This is a genomic window from Klebsiella sp. WP8-S18-ESBL-06 (genome assembly GCF_014169755.1).
GTDB classification, from domain to species: Bacteria; Pseudomonadota; Gammaproteobacteria; order Enterobacterales; family Enterobacteriaceae; genus Kluyvera; species Kluyvera ascorbata_B.
Genome location: NZ_AP022256.1, coordinates 4,020,904 through 4,038,581, shown reverse-complemented (window position 1 = coordinate 4,038,581; position 17,678 = coordinate 4,020,904). Strand labels below are relative to the sequence as shown.

General features: G+C 56.2%; 15 protein-coding genes. 2 read left to right on the top strand and 13 right to left on the bottom strand.

Annotated features, from left to right (window positions below):
* Positions 1 to 167: 167 nt before the first annotated feature.
* From H7R76_RS19485 to thpR, 13 genes are all read right to left on the bottom strand, one after another.
* Complete coding sequence (locus H7R76_RS19485) at positions 168 to 743, bottom strand: fimbrial-like protein (RefSeq protein ID WP_106925497.1); 576 nt, start codon at positions 741 to 743, stop codon at positions 168 to 170.
* Positions 744 to 749: 6 nt separating this feature from the next.
* Positions 750 to 1,340 carry a fimbrial protein gene (locus H7R76_RS19480; RefSeq protein ID WP_227673921.1) on the bottom strand — a complete coding sequence of 197 codons (591 nt, stop codon included), beginning with the start codon at positions 1,338 to 1,340 and terminating at the stop codon, positions 750 to 752.
* Positions 1,341 to 1,355: 15 nt separating this feature from the next.
* On the bottom strand, positions 1,356 to 1,928 hold the full coding sequence (locus H7R76_RS19475) for a fimbrial protein (RefSeq protein WP_182966183.1): 573 nt from the start codon (positions 1,926 to 1,928) through the stop codon (positions 1,356 to 1,358).
* A 16-nt stretch (positions 1,929 to 1,944) separates the two neighbouring features.
* The gene (locus H7R76_RS19470; RefSeq protein ID WP_182966181.1) at positions 1,945 to 4,545 is read right to left on the bottom strand and encodes an outer membrane usher protein; all 2,601 of its coding nucleotides are present in this window, start codon (positions 4,543 to 4,545) and stop codon (positions 1,945 to 1,947) included.
* Positions 4,546 to 4,574: 29 nt separating this feature from the next.
* On the bottom strand, positions 4,575 to 5,318 hold the full coding sequence (locus H7R76_RS19465) for a fimbrial chaperone (RefSeq protein ID WP_182929446.1): 744 nt from the start codon (positions 5,316 to 5,318) through the stop codon (positions 4,575 to 4,577).
* A gap of 80 nt (positions 5,319 to 5,398) precedes the next feature.
* The gene (locus H7R76_RS19460) at positions 5,399 to 5,995 is read right to left on the bottom strand and encodes a fimbrial protein (RefSeq protein WP_182966179.1); all 597 of its coding nucleotides are present in this window, start codon (positions 5,993 to 5,995) and stop codon (positions 5,399 to 5,401) included.
* Between the two features lie 453 nt (positions 5,996 to 6,448).
* Positions 6,449 to 7,039: a fimbrial protein gene (locus H7R76_RS19455; protein WP_182929444.1), complete on the bottom strand. Its 591-nt coding sequence runs from the start codon at positions 7,037 to 7,039 to the stop codon at positions 6,449 to 6,451.
* 612 nt (positions 7,040 to 7,651) lie between these two features.
* Positions 7,652 to 8,131, bottom strand: a complete 480-nt coding sequence (folK, locus tag H7R76_RS19450) for a 2-amino-4-hydroxy-6-hydroxymethyldihydropteridine diphosphokinase (RefSeq protein ID WP_182966178.1) — start codon at positions 8,129 to 8,131, stop codon at positions 7,652 to 7,654.
* The gene (gene pcnB, locus H7R76_RS19445; protein WP_106925643.1) at positions 8,128 to 9,525 is read right to left on the bottom strand and encodes a polynucleotide adenylyltransferase PcnB; all 1,398 of its coding nucleotides are present in this window, start codon (positions 9,523 to 9,525) and stop codon (positions 8,128 to 8,130) included. Before pcnB ends, folK begins: the two co-directional genes overlap by 4 nt.
* A 55-nt stretch (positions 9,526 to 9,580) precedes the next feature.
* A complete protein-coding gene (gene gluQRS / locus H7R76_RS19440) occupies positions 9,581 to 10,477 on the bottom strand; it encodes a tRNA glutamyl-Q(34) synthetase GluQRS (protein ID WP_182966176.1) in 897 nt (298 codons plus the stop codon).
* 68 nt (positions 10,478 to 10,545) lie between these two features.
* Entirely contained in the window at positions 10,546 to 11,001 is a 456-nt protein-coding gene (gene dksA, locus H7R76_RS19435) for an RNA polymerase-binding protein DksA (RefSeq protein ID WP_001155227.1), read from the bottom strand.
* Between the two features lie 156 nt (positions 11,002 to 11,157).
* On the bottom strand, positions 11,158 to 11,883 hold the full coding sequence (gene sfsA, locus H7R76_RS19430; protein ID WP_106925515.1) for a DNA/RNA nuclease SfsA: 726 nt from the start codon (positions 11,881 to 11,883) through the stop codon (positions 11,158 to 11,160).
* A gap of 13 nt (positions 11,884 to 11,896) precedes the next feature.
* The gene (gene thpR, locus H7R76_RS19425) at positions 11,897 to 12,427 is read right to left on the bottom strand and encodes an RNA 2',3'-cyclic phosphodiesterase (RefSeq protein WP_182966174.1); all 531 of its coding nucleotides are present in this window, start codon (positions 12,425 to 12,427) and stop codon (positions 11,897 to 11,899) included.
* Between the two features lie 73 nt (positions 12,428 to 12,500).
* Between thpR and hrpB the strand changes: the two genes are divergently transcribed.
* On the top strand, positions 12,501 to 14,933 hold the full coding sequence (gene hrpB / locus H7R76_RS19420; RefSeq protein WP_182966172.1) for an ATP-dependent helicase HrpB: 2,433 nt from the start codon (positions 12,501 to 12,503) through the stop codon (positions 14,931 to 14,933).
* A gap of 168 nt (positions 14,934 to 15,101) precedes the next feature.
* Positions 15,102 to 17,633, top strand: a complete 2,532-nt coding sequence (gene mrcB / locus H7R76_RS19415) for a bifunctional glycosyl transferase/transpeptidase (protein ID WP_106925521.1) — start codon at positions 15,102 to 15,104, stop codon at positions 17,631 to 17,633.
* Positions 17,634 to 17,678: the final 45 nt, after the last annotated feature.

Below are 17,678 nucleotides of genomic sequence, written 5' to 3'. Positions count from 1 at the left end.
GCTAATAGTGGTGCCAGAGCGTGGCGTACAATCTCCCCTCTTTGGGGACTCGTTTGGTATAATTCCACTGTCGAGATCTTTTCCATTATCATTAGACCTTGTCTAAAAAGTATCCATACTGTCATCGTCGAATGTTGTATGGCTGTGAGATTTGGTTAGCTCATTGCTTATTCATAATAAACCGACACCAGTACGCTGGACTTTACCGGGCCGCTGACGATGGACTGGCCGGACTGTATTTTCTGCATCCTGGCGTAAAACGAATAGCGGCTGTCGGCGTAGCTGGCGGCGGTAACGTCGTAGCGGCTGCGCGGCGTCCCGTCGGTGTTCATCACGTTGTAAACGTTATTGGCGTCGTTAACCGAGAAAATCACCACTCCCACGTTTTTTGCGCCGTCGGCTTCGTCGTTGGCGAAAATTTGCGTTGAGCCCACGGCGAAGCTGCCGGACAGCGGCGAAAAATGGACGGTGAGCGTTGAGGGCGTTTTACCGCTAACCGGCATACAGTCTTTGACGTGTACGTAGAAGGTGCTGCCGCCTTTATAGAGATCTTCTGCGGTGATACCGCTGGCAAAATAGTCGATGCCCCAGGTGCCGAGGCTGACCAGCCCGTTATTGTCGACCGAGACCTGACAGGTGGTGTTGACGATGTTGGCTTTGATTTCGACGTCGGTATCGGCCTGGCTCAGCGGGGACAGAAGCAAGAGGCCAACCGCCGCTGCGCCGCACAATAGTTTGCTCATCGCACGTTACTCATAGGTAATGGTAAACAGGCCCTGGGTCGAAAACGAGCCGGTGTGTAAATCAGCAATCGTGCTGCCCGAGGCCAGCACGATGCGGGCGCTGAGCGGCCAGACGACGGTGGTGGTATCGCTGGCTTCGGCGAGATCGATTAACTGCTGCGTCGGGCTGGCGCAGCGCAGCTGCTTGCTGCCGCTGGCTTCAGGCATGGCGCCCGTCCAGATTTCCGCTGACACGCCAGCGGCGTCATCGCTGCCGCTCAGCGCGTTGCGAAAACCATTACCGCCGCCGGAGGCACCGTCGCAGCCGGTTTTGGCCGTTAGCGTGACGGTTGCCTGCTTTTTGGCCAGCCCAATGCAGTCGCTGAACACCAGCGAAAAGGGGCGCGATTTGCTCTTATTGACGATCTGTGGAATATAGACGTCGCCCATATCTACAGTCGTATTCGCCGTGCCGCTGTCGTCGTGCAGGGTAGCCAGGCAGGTTGAGGGCGTAATGGTGGTGGAAACCGTTAACTCCAGCGAGTTAGAGCCCGCAAGGCCTGGCGCCGCGTTCAGAAGCAGCGCCAGCGCGGTACACGGCGGTAACAGATATCGCATCAATGCAGCCCTCGGTTATTCATAGGTAAACGTAAAGAGCGCCTTGGCCTGAAAGTCGCCTGGCGTTGGGGTCAGCGAGGTGCTGGCGCGGCGGAAAAAAGCGTTCAGCTCCATACCGTTGGCGATCTGGCTGGCGCTCCAGTCGATTTTTTCCGTGCCGTCGACCTTAAAGCGGCTGCCCTCATCGCTGCCGTTGGGCTTAAAGCCCAGCCCAACGTTTTCGGCGTTGCCGCTGGTGAGCGTGTTTTTCAGCATAAAAAGGGTATTTGACAGCGTGATGCCTTTCACGGTCATCGTTAGCGAGGTGATCTCGTTGTTGCACTCCTTAGGTAGCAATTTAAAGCTGGCCTCGGTGCTGGCGGTGATGTTTAAAAGCTCAGCGATCCCGAAGTTTGGAATGGTGAGATCGTATTGCGTTCCGCTGCCGCTGACCGAGGCATTATTGAGGCTGACGACGCTCATGACGCAGGTGGTCTCTTCAATCACCGCGGTGAAATCCAGGCTTAACCCCTGGGTCGTGGCGAAGCCCGGCGGCGCCAGCAGCGCGGCGGCGAGCGTCAGCGAGCGGATTACTCGGTAAGTTCTCATCCTTGATCCTCGCAATTTATTGCATTTGGCAGGGCACGGCGCCCAGGACGATGGTTTTACCCATCTGCTTGTCGTTGCCCGACGCCACCTGGTAGCGCGCGCGGCAGCGCTGCGTTTGATTCTGCTTACTCCAGCGCACTTCAAGTTCGCCGCTTTCGCCGATGCCGCGTACGAAGGCCTGGCTACCCTGGCCTACCGTGCCCAGCAGGTTGTTGCTGAGATCGTACACTTCGGCGGTGAACGGCACCGGCTGGCGGTCGCTGCGCACCAGGTTGAGAATGGCGGATTTCCCCTGGTCGGTTTCGAATTTGCTGACCACCACCGCGCCGCGTCTGGGGATCACGGTGGCGCTGGTGCTCTTCATTTCAACGTCGTTATCCAGCTCGTTGACATCAAGCGAGACGATATTTTCCCGGTACGGGGTTAATGAACTGCCAATACCGTAACCAAAGCGGTCAACGGTGCTGTTGCCGTAGTCGATACGTGCGCCCTGCGCGCCAGGGGCGTCGATCACCACCAGCGTATCGCTGTCGCCAAAGCTCTGATTACTGAAGGTTAAGCCGCCGCTGTGCAGCACAAAGCCGCCGTCGGTATTTAATGAATACTGACGCGAACTGTCGTTGCTGGCCGACGCCGAGGCGGCGACATTGCCGTAACTGGAGTCGTAGCTGACGTAGGAACTGACGGTGGAGAGGTCTTTGCCCTCTTTTTCCATGTTATATGCGGTGCTAACGCTATAGCTCCAGCGGTTGTCGGCGCTGTAGCCGCTGGCGCTGGTATTAAACTGGTTGCTGCCGTCGAAGTCGCTGCTGACGCTGCTGTTCAGGGTGCGGAAGCCGCCGCTGTCACGGTCTGTGCCCAGCAGTTTATCCAGCGGAATGGTCACGCTGAGGTAGACTGAATCGTCGCGATTGTCGTCTTCGTCGTAGGTACGCTGCAGGTTGATGCTGTAGCTGGCCCAGCCGATGCTGTTGCTGTAGCCGGCGGAGAAGCTGCTGCGCGAATCATTGGTCACCCAGTAGTCGGCCCAGCTGCCGGTGAGGTACAGCGAACCGTAGTTGATATCCTCATCCTTCAGGCTCTGGTTGAGGCTGATGGTGAACTGGTTTTTCATTCGCGAGTAGTCGTTCATGCCGCGAGCGTTGTCGCCGCTGCTGTGTTCGGCATCGTCAATAATGCTCAGCGCGTCGCTCAGCCCCAGATAATCTTTGGTGGAATAGCGATAGGCGGCAATGTTCAGCGATGTGTCCGTCGGGGCGAAGAACTTGTTCCAGGAAATACGGTAGCTTTGGCCACGGTAGGTTTTGTCATCGGGGATCTCCGCCTGCGATTGCGTCACGTCAAAGGAGATGGCGCCGACGAGGGTGTTCATCCCAACGCCCAGCAGCCCGGCAAAATAGCCGTTGTCGGTGGCCTGAATGCCGCTAAAGCCGGTGAAGGTGCTGTTGAGGCCGTAGTAGAAGGTACCCTGCGCGAGGCCCGGCTCGTCATGCAGGCTGTCGTCGTTGACCTGGCCGATGCTGATATCCCAGCTGCCGACGCCGGGGTGCATCATTTGTACCAGCGACGAGAAGGCCTGGCTAAAGCTGTGCTTCGAGCCGTCGGCTTCAGTAATGGTGACCTCAAGGTCCGCGCCGTAGCCGGACGGCGAAAGGTCGTCGATCGAAAACGGCCCCGGCGGCACCGTGGTTTCGTAGATTTTGTAGCCGTTCTGCGTGATGGTCACTTTAGCGTTGCTTTTGGCGACGCCGCGAATCGTTGGCGCATAGCTGGCGAGCTGCGGCGGCAGCATCTGCGATTCGCTGTACAGGCGTACGCCGCGCAGGCTGACGGTATCAAAGCTTTCGCCGCTGGTGCTGGCTTCACCGATCACCAGTTGAGAACGCAGCGCGGCAATATCCCGCTGAACGTAGCGGTTCTGGTATTCAATATCGCTGCTGCCGTCTTTTTGCCACGAGTAGTTACCCTGTGCGCGAAAGTGCCATGCGCCAAGGTTGATGCCGCCGTTAAAGCCTGCGTACACGCTGTCTTCGTCACCGTAGTCGTTCTGGCTTTTCCAGGCGCTGACGTCGTAAGACAGCATCGCGGCCGGCACGCCGTCATCCCATAGCGATGGATCGACATAGTTCGAGAAGCCTTTTTGCACCCATATTTGCGGTACGCCCACGTCCAGCCGCTGGTCGCCGCCGTCGAAGTTGAGCGTAGACTGAGGGATCGCCAGCGCGAGGTTAAGGCAGCTGTCCGCGCTGTCTTCCCGGGCTAACAGCAGCGCATTGTCGGGCAGGTCATCGGGCATGCGGATATGCAGCAGGCTTAATATTTTTGGCGTTATACAGGCCTGTGTTTTACCTTTTGCGGTTTCAATAAATTCGACTTTTAGCGTGGTCACCAGATCGTTATTGACGTAGCCGCTCACTTCGTAGACGCCGGGGGAGATCGCGTTACCGTTGGAATAACGGCTGAGATCGACCTGGCTGGCGCCTGGCCCCATTAAAAACGAGCTGTCAAACTCTAGCGTTTCATTTTCGGCCCGCGCAGAGAGACTGCCGGACAGGAGGGTAAAGGCAATAAAACGAGTCAGGAGTTTGATCCTGAATTGTGTTGACCGCTGTTTCATTGGCGCATCCGAAGTATTAAATAAAAGCGTTAAATATCCACCTTGCCATTAATGGCGCCGCCAAAATCGCTGATTGCGACATAGCTAATGCTGGTTTTGGCTGGCGTACCGGTTAACCCCGAAATAGTGAAATCAGATTCGCCTTTGGGGGCGACCATTGAGGCCGAAACGGTATATTTTCGCCCGCCGACCATGGCCTCCACTTTATTAAAGGAGACGAAATAACCGGTGGGGTTGGTGACATGAACGACCGGCTTTCCGGCTTTTTGCTGCATCCGCCACTGTAATTTCTGCGGGGCTTCGGCGGCGGTGCCGTCCAGACCTTCGGGGCGATAAAACAGCTTGATGCGCGTGCGGAACGCCAGCTGGAGAATATTTTTCTCTTTAACGTCCTCGTCTTTCATTTTGGGCGGCACTTCCAGCACGTTAAACCAATAGATGCTTTCGCGATCGTTGGGCAACGAGCGGCTGCCGGTGTAGGTAAACTTGACGGTTTGCCCGCGGCCCGGCTCGATACGGGAAACCGGCGGCGTGGCGTTAAAGGGAACGTTGATTGTGCTCGGGTCGGCATTCTGGTTACCGTCGTCCAGCCAGCTTTGTACCAACGCGGGGCGGGAACCTTTATTTTCCAGACGGATAGAAATGTCTTTCTGCGCTTCTTTATAAATAACGCGCGTGCCGGACAGAACGATATCCGCCATCGCTGAAGGTATGACTGAACAGGCAGCAACGGCAGAAAGAGTGAAATAAAGAGAACGACGCATCCTGGTCATTATGATTCCTCCATGGAGATGATTCAGGGGGAATATTGCGCGTTTAAGCGCACGCTACTCCCCCTCTTAGGTATTAACGATTAGTTATAGGTCAAGGTATACGCGGTGTTGGACTTCACGTAGCCCGCCTTGACTGGCACCGCACCGGACTGCTTGACGTAAGAAACGACGAAGTTGTATTTCGCCACGCCGTCGGCGCCGAAGGTGGTATCATGGATATCGGCAGCATCGTTGATTTTGACCTGTTTGTAGGCCAGCGCCGCGCCGGTACCGTCGACCACGTGGATTGCCAGATTCACGCCGCTTGCCGGGCTGCTGATGGAGTCATCGTTATTCAGCGTACCGCTGCTGTTGCTGAAGAAGGTGGACGCCATGCTCAGGTGAGCGTTGGTGTTGGTATTCGATGAGCCGCAGTCTACGGTGATGTAGAACGACTCTGGCTGTACGCCAACGGCGCCAAGCTGGACGCCCAGATCGGCCTGAATAGCACCCACTTGCGCGGTATTCAGCTGAACCTGACCGTCCTGGCTGCCGCCGTTAACGTGTGGAACGCAGGTGTTATCGCTGACCAGACCGGCGAAATCAACCTGGCCGCCGTCAATGGTAGCAATGGCAGCAAATGCCGAGGTGGAGGCCGCAGACAGAACGAGAGACAGTGCAATTAACTTTAATTTCATTTAGAAATATCCTTGTTAAAAAAATAAATATTACGTCAAGCCGGCGCAATTATAGAGAATACCCGTGCTGTATAAAAATAACTCACATGGATATTTTCTTCGCTTCTTATTTATTTTGTTAATATATTATGTTTGTGTTAGGCCTAATTATGTTGTTTAAGTGTGATGCTTGTTTAATGTAAGGCTGCTTTTTATGTGAATAATGTATTTTGTACAGTATCTGTATTGTTTTATTTGTGAGGTGAGTTTTTTTACTCACTATTATCTGATTTAAGCATGTTTTATTTTTATTGAATTAGATAATCACATTTCATTTTTTACTATTATAAAAAATGAAATGTGGCTGAAGTTGAACTTAAAAGTTTGAGCGTTCGTCATCCCTTCGTTCATCAATCGCCGTACTTTAAAAAGGAGCTACTTCACTGCGTAAAATAGCCCCTTGAAAGGTCTTAATTAATCGTAAACCAGAGTATATGCGGTATTGGACTTCACGTAGCCTGCCTTGATCTGCACTGCGGTTGACTGCTTAACGTAAGAAACCACGAAGTTAAATTTCGCCACGCCGTCAGCACCAAATTTTTGTTTGTGGACGTCGCTGGTGTTGTTGATTTTAACCTGCTTGTAAGCCAGTGCTGCGCCGGAGCTGTCAACCTCATGAATCGCCAGGTTCACGCCAGCCGCCGGGCTGGAGATGGAATCATCGTTATTCAGCGTACCGTTGCTGTTGCTGAAGAACGTAGAGGCCATGCTCAGGTTGGCATTTGCGTTGGTGTTGCCAGAACCGCAGTCGACGGTGATGTAGAATGATTCCGGCTGTACGCCGGCAGCGCCAAGCTGGACGCCACCATCGGCCTGGATATCTGCCACTTTGGCGGTGTTCAACTGAACCTGGCCATCCTGGCTGCCGCCGTTAACGCGTGGGATGCAGGTATTGTCGCTGACCAGACCGGCAAAATCGATCTGGCCGCCGTCGAGGGCGAATGCAGAAGAGGAGAGCAGTGCGGCAGAGACAGCGACCGACAGTGCAATGATGTTTTTCTTCACAACGAATATCCTTATATAGAGTGGTAATAGGTGAATTAAAGCTGTAACAAAATGTTATATTAATTCACGGCTATTAAACCTGATATCGTGCTGGGTTGTAAAATTCACTACATAAATATAAGAATTTTATCCATTGTAATTAAATATGTTATTTTGTTCTTTTATCCCTCAAATAAAGAGATTTTGTCTATGATATTCTCGTTGTCGATCATTTGTTTTGAAAAATACGGGGTAATGTGATGATTTGAGACGATAATTTACGTCGCATATGAATGTTTTGCTGAATAAAATAAAAAAGTGATATGGAAAATTGTTCGGGAAAAGTGAGTTTATTGAAAGGTTTTTCTATGATTTATTTTTGACATTGATGGATATGATGCGTTTAGAATTATTGCATAATGAATTTAAAAAATATTACGCGAAAAGATGACGAATAATGTTTATTATGTAAATTAAACATTAATTGTATTATTTAATATCACACTAAATGTCTTTTTTGTGATGTCCTATTATTACCCTGTGCCTGGTGGCCACGCCAGAAACGCAGCGCGCGCTTTCGCCTTTTCTACCTGTATGTCTGAATCATTGCAGAGAGAATAATCGGTATGCGGTCTACCAGCGGTCGGGGCAGGGCGGGAGCTGGCGTAGGCATTCTGCCAGCGAGCGTTCGTCGTCGGGGAAATGCAGCTCAGGGGCAATTTCAAACAGCGGCCACAGCATAAAACCCCGGTTTTTCATGTCGTAATGGGGGACGGTCAGGCGCTCGGTACGGATGACCTCATCACCGAACAGCATAATATCGAGATCCAGCGTGCGCGGCCCCCAGCGCTCGGCTTTGCGCACGCGCCCCTGCTGCAGCTCAATACGTTGAGTATGATCCAGCAGTGCTTCGGCGGCGAGAGTGGTTTCCAGCGCTACGGTGGCGTTCAGATAATCAGGCTGATCCTGCGGGCCTAATGGCGGTGTGCGGTAATACGAGGAAACCGCCACGATACGGCTGTCGGGGATGTTGCCGATCGCTTGCACGGCAGCATTAACCTGCTCCAGCGGAGAGGCTAAATTACTGCCGAGCGCAATATAAGCGAGGGTCATGAAGAGCCTTCACGACGCGGCGCGCGTTTACGCGGGCGGCGATGGCGACGGCGAGCGTCAGGCTCATCGCCCAGATCGTTGAGCATCTCTTTCTGTGCCGGCGGCGCAACCACCTGAAACTCGCTCCACCACTGGGACAGACGCTGTAATTCGCCGTTGTGTTCAGCTTCGGCACGCAGCGCCAGCAGATCGTAGGCCGCGCGGAATTTCGGGTGCTCCATGAGCTTCCACGCGCGCTTGCCCTGACGGCGCGACATGCGCAGCTGCAGCTGCCAGATATCCCGCACCAGGGTGGTAATACGTTTCGGAATGGCCAGCGAACGGCAGGCTTCGTCCAGCACTTCATTCATGGCCAGCGCAAAGGCGTCGTAGTAGGCCAGCCCGCTCTCCTGGGCAATTTTCTGCGCCATTTCGAGCAGCGGATACCAGAACATCGCGGCGAACAAGAACGCCGGGTTAACGCGCATATCGTTGTGAATACGGTTATCGGTGTTCTTCAGCACCTGCGCGATGATGCGCTCCATCGGGCTATCGCCGTCTTCGGTGAAGTAGCGGGTGATGGTCGGGAACAGCGGCTGGAACAGGTTGTATTCGCACAGCAGCTTGTAGGTGTCGTAACCATAGCCCGCCTGTAACAGCTTCAGCGCTTCTTCAAACAGGCGCGCCGGCGGCACGTCGTTCATCAGGGTGGCCAGACGCGGAATCGGCTCGGCGGTTTCCGGGCTGATGCGCATACTCAGCTTCGCGGCAAAGCGTACGGCGCGCAGCATACGTACCGGGTCTTCGCGGTAGCGGGTTTCCGGATCGCCGATCAGGCGAATCACGCCGTCGCTGAGATCCTGCATGCCGCCAACGTAATCGCGTACGGTAAAGTCGGCAACGCTGTAATAAAGGCTGTTGATGGTAAAGTCGCGGCGCTGGGCGTCTTCTTCGATGGAACCGAAGATATTGTCGCGCAGCAGCATACCGTTTTGACCGCGCTGCGAGGTGGCGCGATCGGACTGACCATCTTCATGATGCCCGCGGAACGTCGCGACTTCGATGATTTCCGGGCCGAACATGACGTGGGCCAGGCGAAAGCGACGGCCAACCAGGCGGCAGTTGCGGAACAGTTTACGTACCTGCTCGGGCGTGGCGCTGGTGGTGACGTCAAAATCTTTGGGTTTTTTGCCTAACAGCAGGTCGCGGACGCCGCCGCCGACGAGGTAAGCCTCGTAGCCTGCTTTATTCAGACGATAAAGAACCTTGAGGGCGTTCTCGCTGATATCTTTGCGGGAAATAGCGTGCTGCTCGCGCGGAATGACAGTCATAGCAGGTTTCACGATGGCGTTTTCAGCCTCGCTCTCCTCACGGCTTAGCACCTTGCGGCAAAAATTAGCGACTCGGGTAAAAATGGTGCACCTCGGTAATATCAGAATCCAGGACAAAAAAATAGCGGCTAATCATAGCTCAGCATGACGCGTTTGAGAATGGCGGATTGATCTTCGCCGTCTCAGGTACTGACGTTAGCGACCACTGAGCGACCGCATTTTGCAATAAATCGGCCGTGCTAAAATCCTGCCACTGGTCAGTTACCGGCTGGCCTAAAAAACGCAGCGCCGCAATGAGTATCGGGCGCGGGTCGCCGGTAGGTAAAGCAGGTGCATGATTTTGCTTCGAAAGTTTAGCACCTTCTTCATTCAATGCCAGCGGCAGGTGAATGTAGTCCGGTACGGGCCAGCCAAACTGCTGGTACAGGGAAATCTGCCTGACGGTCGGTGCGATAAGGTCTGCGCCGCGCACAATCTCGGTGACGCCCTGGAAATGGTCATCCACCACCACCGCGAGATTATAGGCAAATAACCCATCACGGCGATGAATAATAAAATCTTCCCGCGCCAGACGTTCATCGGCGGTCAGGCGATCGCGCAGTAAATCGGTAAATGCCATCACCGGATGGGTCTGACGCAGGCGCAGCGCAGCGTTTTGCGGGCCGTTGTGTCGGTCACGGCAGTAGCCGTCATAGGTGCCGCCAATCTGCTGAATTCGCGCGCGCGTGCAGGTGCAGTAGTAGCACAGGTTCTGGCTTTTCAGCCACGCCAGCGCTTCTCGGTAGGCGTCGTGGCGCTGCGATTGCCACAGCACGTCGCCGTCCCAGTGCAGGCCGTAATGTTCCAGTTGATGCAAAATGGTGGTTGCAGCACCGGGAACTTCACGAGGGGGATCGATATCTTCGATGCGCACTCGCCAGATGCCCTGCTGAGCGCGAGCCTGGAGGTAGCTGCCTAACGCGGCAATTAACGAGCCGAAATGCAGCTCACCGGAAGGAGAGGGGGCAAATCGCCCGATGTAAGATTGTGATGACATGTTGATAGCAATAAAAACAACAAGGCGGGAAATGACTCCCGCCTTGAAGATAGAGTGTGAGCTTTCTGTTAGCCTGCCATCTGCTTTTCGCGGATTTCTGCCAGCGTTTTGCAGTCAATGCACAGGTCTGCCGTTGGACGCGCTTCCAGACGACGAATGCCAATTTCCACACCGCAAGATTCGCAGTAGCCGAAATCTTCGTCTTCCACTTTCTTCAACGTCTTCTCGATCTTTTTGATCAGCTTGCGTTCACGGTCGCGGTTACGCAGCTCGAGGCTGAACTCTTCTTCCTGCGCGGCACGGTCAACCGGATCCGGGAAGTTTGCAGCTTCGTCCTGCATGTGTGTAACGGTGCGATCGACTTCATCCCTAAGTTGATTACGCCATGCTTCAAGAATACGCCTGAAGTGCGCCAGCTGGGCTTCGTTCATATACTCTTCGCCTGGCTTCTCTTGGTATGGCTCCACCCCAGCGATGGCGAGAATACTCAGGGACGATGTTTTACGGTTTTGCCCTTCTTGCATGTTGCTTCTCCTTAACACGCACTATCGATCCCCGTGTTCGGGGGAAAAATCAGGCCGCTATAAATAGCAGATGCTTTTCCGGATGGCAATTATCTAAACGTAACACTTGACAATGCTGTGAGGAAAAGCGTATTTGCGCCGCAGCCCGAACACTTTCTACTCAACTTCTTCACCCCGCGATAACGAGACGGGTAACGGCGATATCAGAGTCATATTATCGGCAGAAAGTTCCGCCTTATAAGCTAAAACTTCCACCCCCTGTTTCTGTGCTTCTTGTAACAACTCTGCGTATTTAGCATCAATATGGTGCGCTGGAGAGAAATATTCAATGGCTGAGTGCAATATTGCAAACAGCAAAACGGCGCGTTCACCGCCCGCCACAACGCTCATCAGCTCGCGTAGATGCTTTTGTCCGCGCACGGTGACGGCGTCAGGAAAATAGCCGAATTCATTTTCTGCAAGTGTGACTGACTTCACTTCAATATAGCAGGTAGGACGATCATCTGCCTGTAACATGATGTCTATTCGACTGCCTTCCTCACCATATTTCACTTCGCTTTTCAGCGTGTTGTAACCGGTAAGTTCAGGAATACGTCCGGATAAAATAGCGTCTTTTGCTAAGCTATTTGCCCGTAACGTATTTACACAAATAAAATCCCCTTTTTGTGTCTGGGTTAATTCCCAGCTGTGGGGATATTTGCGCTTAGTATTTTCTGACGTGGAATACCAAACGGTATCGCCGGGCGTCGCGCAGCCGGTCATTGCGCCGGTATTGGCGCAATGAAGCGTAAAGGTTTCGCCTGCTGGGGTAACGACGTCAGCGAGAAAACGTTTATAGCGTTTGATCAGCGTGGCGGACTTAAGCGGGGGGATAAACTGCATCAGGTTTCCTTAATTATTCGCTGAGCGTCCAGCGCTGCAAAGGCGTGTAGCGGGTGCGGTGACCGACGACGCGTGATTCGTAGAGCACAAACTCGGTGACCGGAATCTCCCAGTGAAAGCCGGGGGGCGGAATGGGGACCGCCTGCGCGGCGTGGCGCAGCAGCGTCAGGTGCGGGTGGAACGGCTGCGGGCTCTGATAGCAGCCGCTGCGTGCGGCCTGGGCGCGCAGCATATTCGCCAGCTGCAGCAGCCCGCGCGGCGGCTGACGCGTACCGAGCCACACCACTCGCGAGCGCAGCCACTGCCCGGCATCGTCCAGGTGCAGCGTAAAACCCGGCTGACGAATGCGTCCGGCCATGGCGGTCAGCGCCCGCTGTTTTTCCGCGCTGACCTCGCCGAGAAACGCCAGCGTCATATGCATATTGGCGGCGACGACCGGCACGCCCGCATCGGCGGGGAAACGCTCGGCGCGCCATTGCACCAGCTGTTTCTGGATCTTCGGCGGGATAGCAATGGCGAAAAACAGTCTTTTTGACTCAGACATGGTGGGTACTCGGTTATGAATTGTGGCGATGCTACAATGTACGCCGTTTAATGTTAACCCTCTGGAGCTATTCGTGTCCTTGTTGCCGGTCGCCAGCGTCCTTCCTGAACTCCTTCATGCCTTACGCCATGCCCCGCAGGTGCTGTTAAATGCGCCAACGGGCGCGGGTAAATCGACCTGGCTGCCGCTGCAAATTTTGCACGATGGCGGTATCGACGGGCGCATTCTGCTGCTGGAGCCGCGTCGCCTGGCGGCGCGCAACGTTGCGCAGCGGCTGGCTGAACTGTTGAATGAAAAACCAGGCGAAACGGTCGGCTATCGGATGCGTGCGGAAACCTGCGTCGGGCCGAATACCCGGCTCGAAGTGGTGACCGAAGGGATCCTGACGCGCATGATCCAGCACGATCCCGAACTGTCCGGCGTGGGGCTGGTGATCCTTGATGAATTCCACGAGCGCAGTCTGCAGGCGGATTTGGCGCTGGCGCTGCTGCTCGACGTTCAGCAGGGGCTGCGTGACGATCTCAAACTGCTGATTATGTCGGCAACGCTGGACAACGAGCGGCTTCAACGCCTGCTGGCAGAGGCACCGACGATTGTGTCTGAAGGCCGGGCCTACCCGGTCGAGCGCCGTTACCAGTCGCTGCCCGCACAGCTGCGTTTTGACGAGGCCGTGGCGATAGCGACTGCCGAGCTGCTGCGCAACGAGAGCGGTTCGCTGCTGCTGTTTTTGCCCGGCGTCGGTGAAATTCAACGGGTGCAGGAGCACCTGACTGAGCGGGTGGCTGATGATGTACTGCTGTGTCCTTTATACGGTGCGCTGCCGCTAAACGCGCAGCGGCAGGCGATTTTGCCCGCCCCACCGGGAAAACGAAAAGTGGTGCTGGCGACCAATATCGCCGAAACCAGCTTGACGATAGAAGGCATTCGTCTGGTGGTGGACAGCGCTCAGGAACGCGTGGCGCGCTTTGATGCGCGTACGGGGCTAACGCGACTGGTGACGCAGCGCGTCAGCCAGGCGTCAATGACCCAGCGTGCAGGCCGCGCGGGGCGTTTGGCGCCCGGGGTCTGCGTGCATCTGCTGGCGAAAGAACAGGCTGAACGCGCCAGCGCGCAGAGCGACGCGGAAATCTTGCAAAGCGATCTTTCCGCACTGTTGCTGGATGTGTTGCAGTGGGGCTGCGCCGATCCGTCGCAGCTTCGCTGGCTGGATATGCCACCGGCGGCAAACCTGGCGGCGGCGCGCCGTCTGCTAACGCAGCTGCAGGCGCTGGACGGTGAACGCCTGACGGCAAAAGGGCAGAAGATGGCGGCGCTCGGCAACGATCCGCGACTGGCGGCCATGCTGGTGGCCGCAGAGAGTGATGATGAGGTGGCGACGGCAGCCCGGCTGGCGGCGATTCTCGAAGAACCGCCGCGCGGTGCCAGCAGCGACCTGCTACTGGCGTTTTCCCGCCCGCAGGGGAACTGGCAGCAGCGCAGCCAGCAGCTGTGCAAGCGCCTGAACCGCCGCGCCGGGCAGGCCGACGTTGATGCCGTTGCGCCGCTGCTGGCGCAGGGCTTTCCCGATCGTATCGCGCGTCGACGCGGGCTGGAGGGGCGCTACCAGCTGGCAAACGGTATGGGGGCGATGCTCAACGCCGACGACGCGTTAGGCCGTCACGAGTGGCTGATTGCGCCGCTGCTGCTACAGGGGAATGCCTCGCCGGACGCGCGTATTTTGCAAGCCTGCGCGGTGGAGATTGACGGGCTGGTCAGCCGCTGTCCGGTGCTGTTACACCAATCTGACACCATTGAATGGGATGATGCGCAGGGGACGCTAAAAGCGCTGCGCCGCAGCCAGATAGGCCAGTTGACGCTCAGCGTGCGGCCACTGGCGAAGCCGTCCGAAAACGAATTACACCAGGCGATGCTCACCGGTATTCGTGAGAAGGGGTTAAGCGTGCTGAACTGGACGAACGAAGCGGAACAGCTACGCTTGCGGTTACGGTGCGCGGCGCGCTGGCTGCCGGAGGATGACTGGCCTGCGGTGGATGATGCCTCGTTGCTGGCCGCGCTGGAAAGCTGGCTGCTGCCGCATATGAGCGGCGTGCATTCGCTACGCAGCCTGAAATCGCTCGATCTGCGCCAGGCGCTGCTCGATTGGTTGCCCTGGTCATTACGACAACGTCTGGATAGTCAGCTGCCAACTCATTACACTGTGCCGACGGGAAGTCGTATTGCGATTCGCTACGACGAAGATAACCCACCGGCGCTGGCCGTGCGGATGCAGGAGATGTTTGGTGAAGCCCGTACGCCCACTATCGCGGAAGGCCGCGTGGCGCTGGTGCTTGAGCTGCTGTCACCGGCGCAGCGGCCGCTGCAAATCACGCGCGATTTAAGCGCGTTCTGGCAGGGGGCATACCGCGAGGTGCAAAAAGAGATGAAAGGGCGTTATCCGAAGCACGTCTGGCCGGATGACCCGGCGAATACCGCACCAACGCGGCGGACGAAGAAGTATTCCGCCTGATGGCGCTACGCTTATCAGGCCTACCGAGGCACATGCTTTCGTAGGCCGGATAAGGCAACGCCGCCATCCGGCAAAACTGCGGTTGAAAATTGAGAGATATCTTCTTCTGTCTTGTGACGGAAGAACAGAAAATCAGGCCTTTATGCCTGAATGTTGCGGAGAGAAAGCATGGCGGGGAATGACCGCGAGCCGATTGGACGTAAAGGCAAGCCAGCGCGTCCGGCAAAGCAAAAGGTAGACCGTCGACAGCTCAGAGATGATGAGTATGACGACGATTATGATGATGGCTACGATGAAGAAAAGCCGCGCTCGCGTAAAGGCGGCAAGGGGAAAAAACCGCGCGGTAAACACCGCTGGTTCTGGTTCCTGGTTAAGCTCGGTATCGTCTTCGCGGTACTGATTGCCATTTACGGCGTCTATCTGGATCAAAAAATCCGTAGCCGTATTGACGGTAAAGTCTGGCAGCTGCCGGCGGCGGTGTATGGTCGCATGGTTAGCCTCGAGCCGGATATGGCCATCAGCAAGAATGAGATGATTCAGCTGCTGACGGCGACCCAGTATCGTCAGGTGTCGGCGATGACGCGCCCCGGTGAGTTCACCGTACAGGCGAACAGCATCGAGATGATCCGCCGTCCGTTCGACTTCCCGGACAGCAAAGAAGGGCAGGTGCGCGCGCGTCTGACCTTTGACGGCGCGCGTCTGGACAGCATCGAAAACATGGATAATAACCGCCAGTTTGGTTATTTCCGTCTCGATCCGCGGCTGATTACCATGATGTCCTCGCCGAACGGCGAGCAGCGTCTGTTTGTCCCGCGTAGTGGCTTCCCGGATCTGTTGATCGATACGCTGATTGCTACTGAGGACCGCCACTTCTACGAGCACGACGGTATCAGCTTCTATTCTATGGGGCGCGCGGTGCTGGCGAACCTGACCGCCGGGCGTACGGTACAGGGGGCCAGTACGCTGACTCAGCAGTTGGTGAAAAACCTGTTCCTGTCCAGCGAACGTTCCTATTGGCGTAAGGCGAACGAAGCCTACATGGCGCTGATTATGGACGCGCGTTACAGCAAGGACCGTATTCTTGAGCTGTATATGAATGAGGTGTACCTCGGTCAGAGCGGCGACAATGAAATACGCGGTTTCCCGCTGGCGAGCCTTTACTACTTCGGCCGACCGGTGGAAGAGCTGAGTCTCGATCAGCAGGCGCTGCTGGTCGGCATGGTGAAAGGGGCGTCGATTTACAACCCATGGCGTAACCCGAAAGTGGCGCTGGAGCGTCGAAACCTGGTCCTGCGTCTGCTGCAGCAGCAGAACGTGATTGACCAGGAGCTGTACGATATGCTGAGCGCCCGTCCGCTGGGCGTGCAGCCGCGCGGCGGGGTGATTTCACCGCAGCCGGCCTTTATGCAGATGGTGCGTCAGGAACTGCAGGCTAAGCTGGGCGATAAGGTAAAAGATCTCTCTGGCGTGAAGATCTTCACCACCTTCGACTCCGTAGCCCAGGATGCGGCCGAAAAAGCGGCAACGGAAGGCATCCCGGTGCTGAAGAAACAGCGTAAGCTCAGCGATCTGGAAACGGCGATGGTCGTCGTTGACCGCTTCAGCGGTGAAGTGCGCGCGATGGTTGGCGGGGCTGAGCCGCAGTTTGCCGGCTATAACCGTGCGATGCAGGCGCGTCGTTCGATCGGCTCTCTGGCGAAACCGGCGACCTACCTGACCGCGCTGAGCCAGCCGAATCAGTATCGTCTGAATACCTGGATTGCCGATGCGCCGATCGCGCTGCGCCAGCCGAACGGCCAGGTGTGGTCGCCGCAGAACGATGATCGCCGCTACAGCGGTCAGGTGATGCTGGTGGATGCGCTGACCCGTTCAATGAACGTGCCTACCGTTAACCTCGGTATGGCGCTGGGCCTGCCGGCGGTCACCGACACGTGGCTGAAGCTGGGCGCGCCGAAAGATCAGCTGAACGCCGTGCCGGCGATGCTGCTGGGCGCCCTGAACCTGACGCCGATTGAAGTGGCGCAGGCGTTCCAGACCATTGCCAGCGGCGGCAACCGCGCGCCGCTGTCGGCGCTGCGTTCCGTGATTGCGGAAGATGGCACCGTGCTGTATCAGAGCTTCCCGCAGGCCGAACGTGCCGTACCGGCGCAGGCCGCGTACCTGACGCTGTGGACCATGCAGCAGGTTGTGCAGCGCGGCACCGGTCGTCAACTGGGGGCAAAATACCCGAACCTGCATCTGGCAGGGAAAACCGGTACCACTAACAACAACGTTGATACCTGGTTTGCCGGTATCGATGGCCGTGAAGTGGTGATTACCTGGGTAGGGCGCGACAACAACCAGCCGACCAAGCTGTACGGTGCCAGCGGCGCGATGTCTATCTATCAACGCTATCTGGCCAGCCAGTCGCCGATCGCGCTGGAGCTGACGCCGCCGGAAGACGTGGTCAATATGGGCGTTGACGACGGCGGTAACTTTATCTGCGGCGGTGGCGGTACGCGTATGCTGCCGGTGTGGACGACCGATCCCGATGCGCTCTGCCAGCAGAGCCAGCAGCAGATTGAGCAGCAGCAGTCGGCGAACCCGTTTGACTCTTCGACTTCTCAGCCGCAGCAGCAGCAACAGCCTGCTCAGCAGCAGGAGAAGAAAGACAGCGACGGCGTGGCGGGATGGATTAAGGATATGTTCGGCGGTAACTAATACTGTAAATCACGTCATCGCCGATTGAGGCCCAAAGAAGCCCCT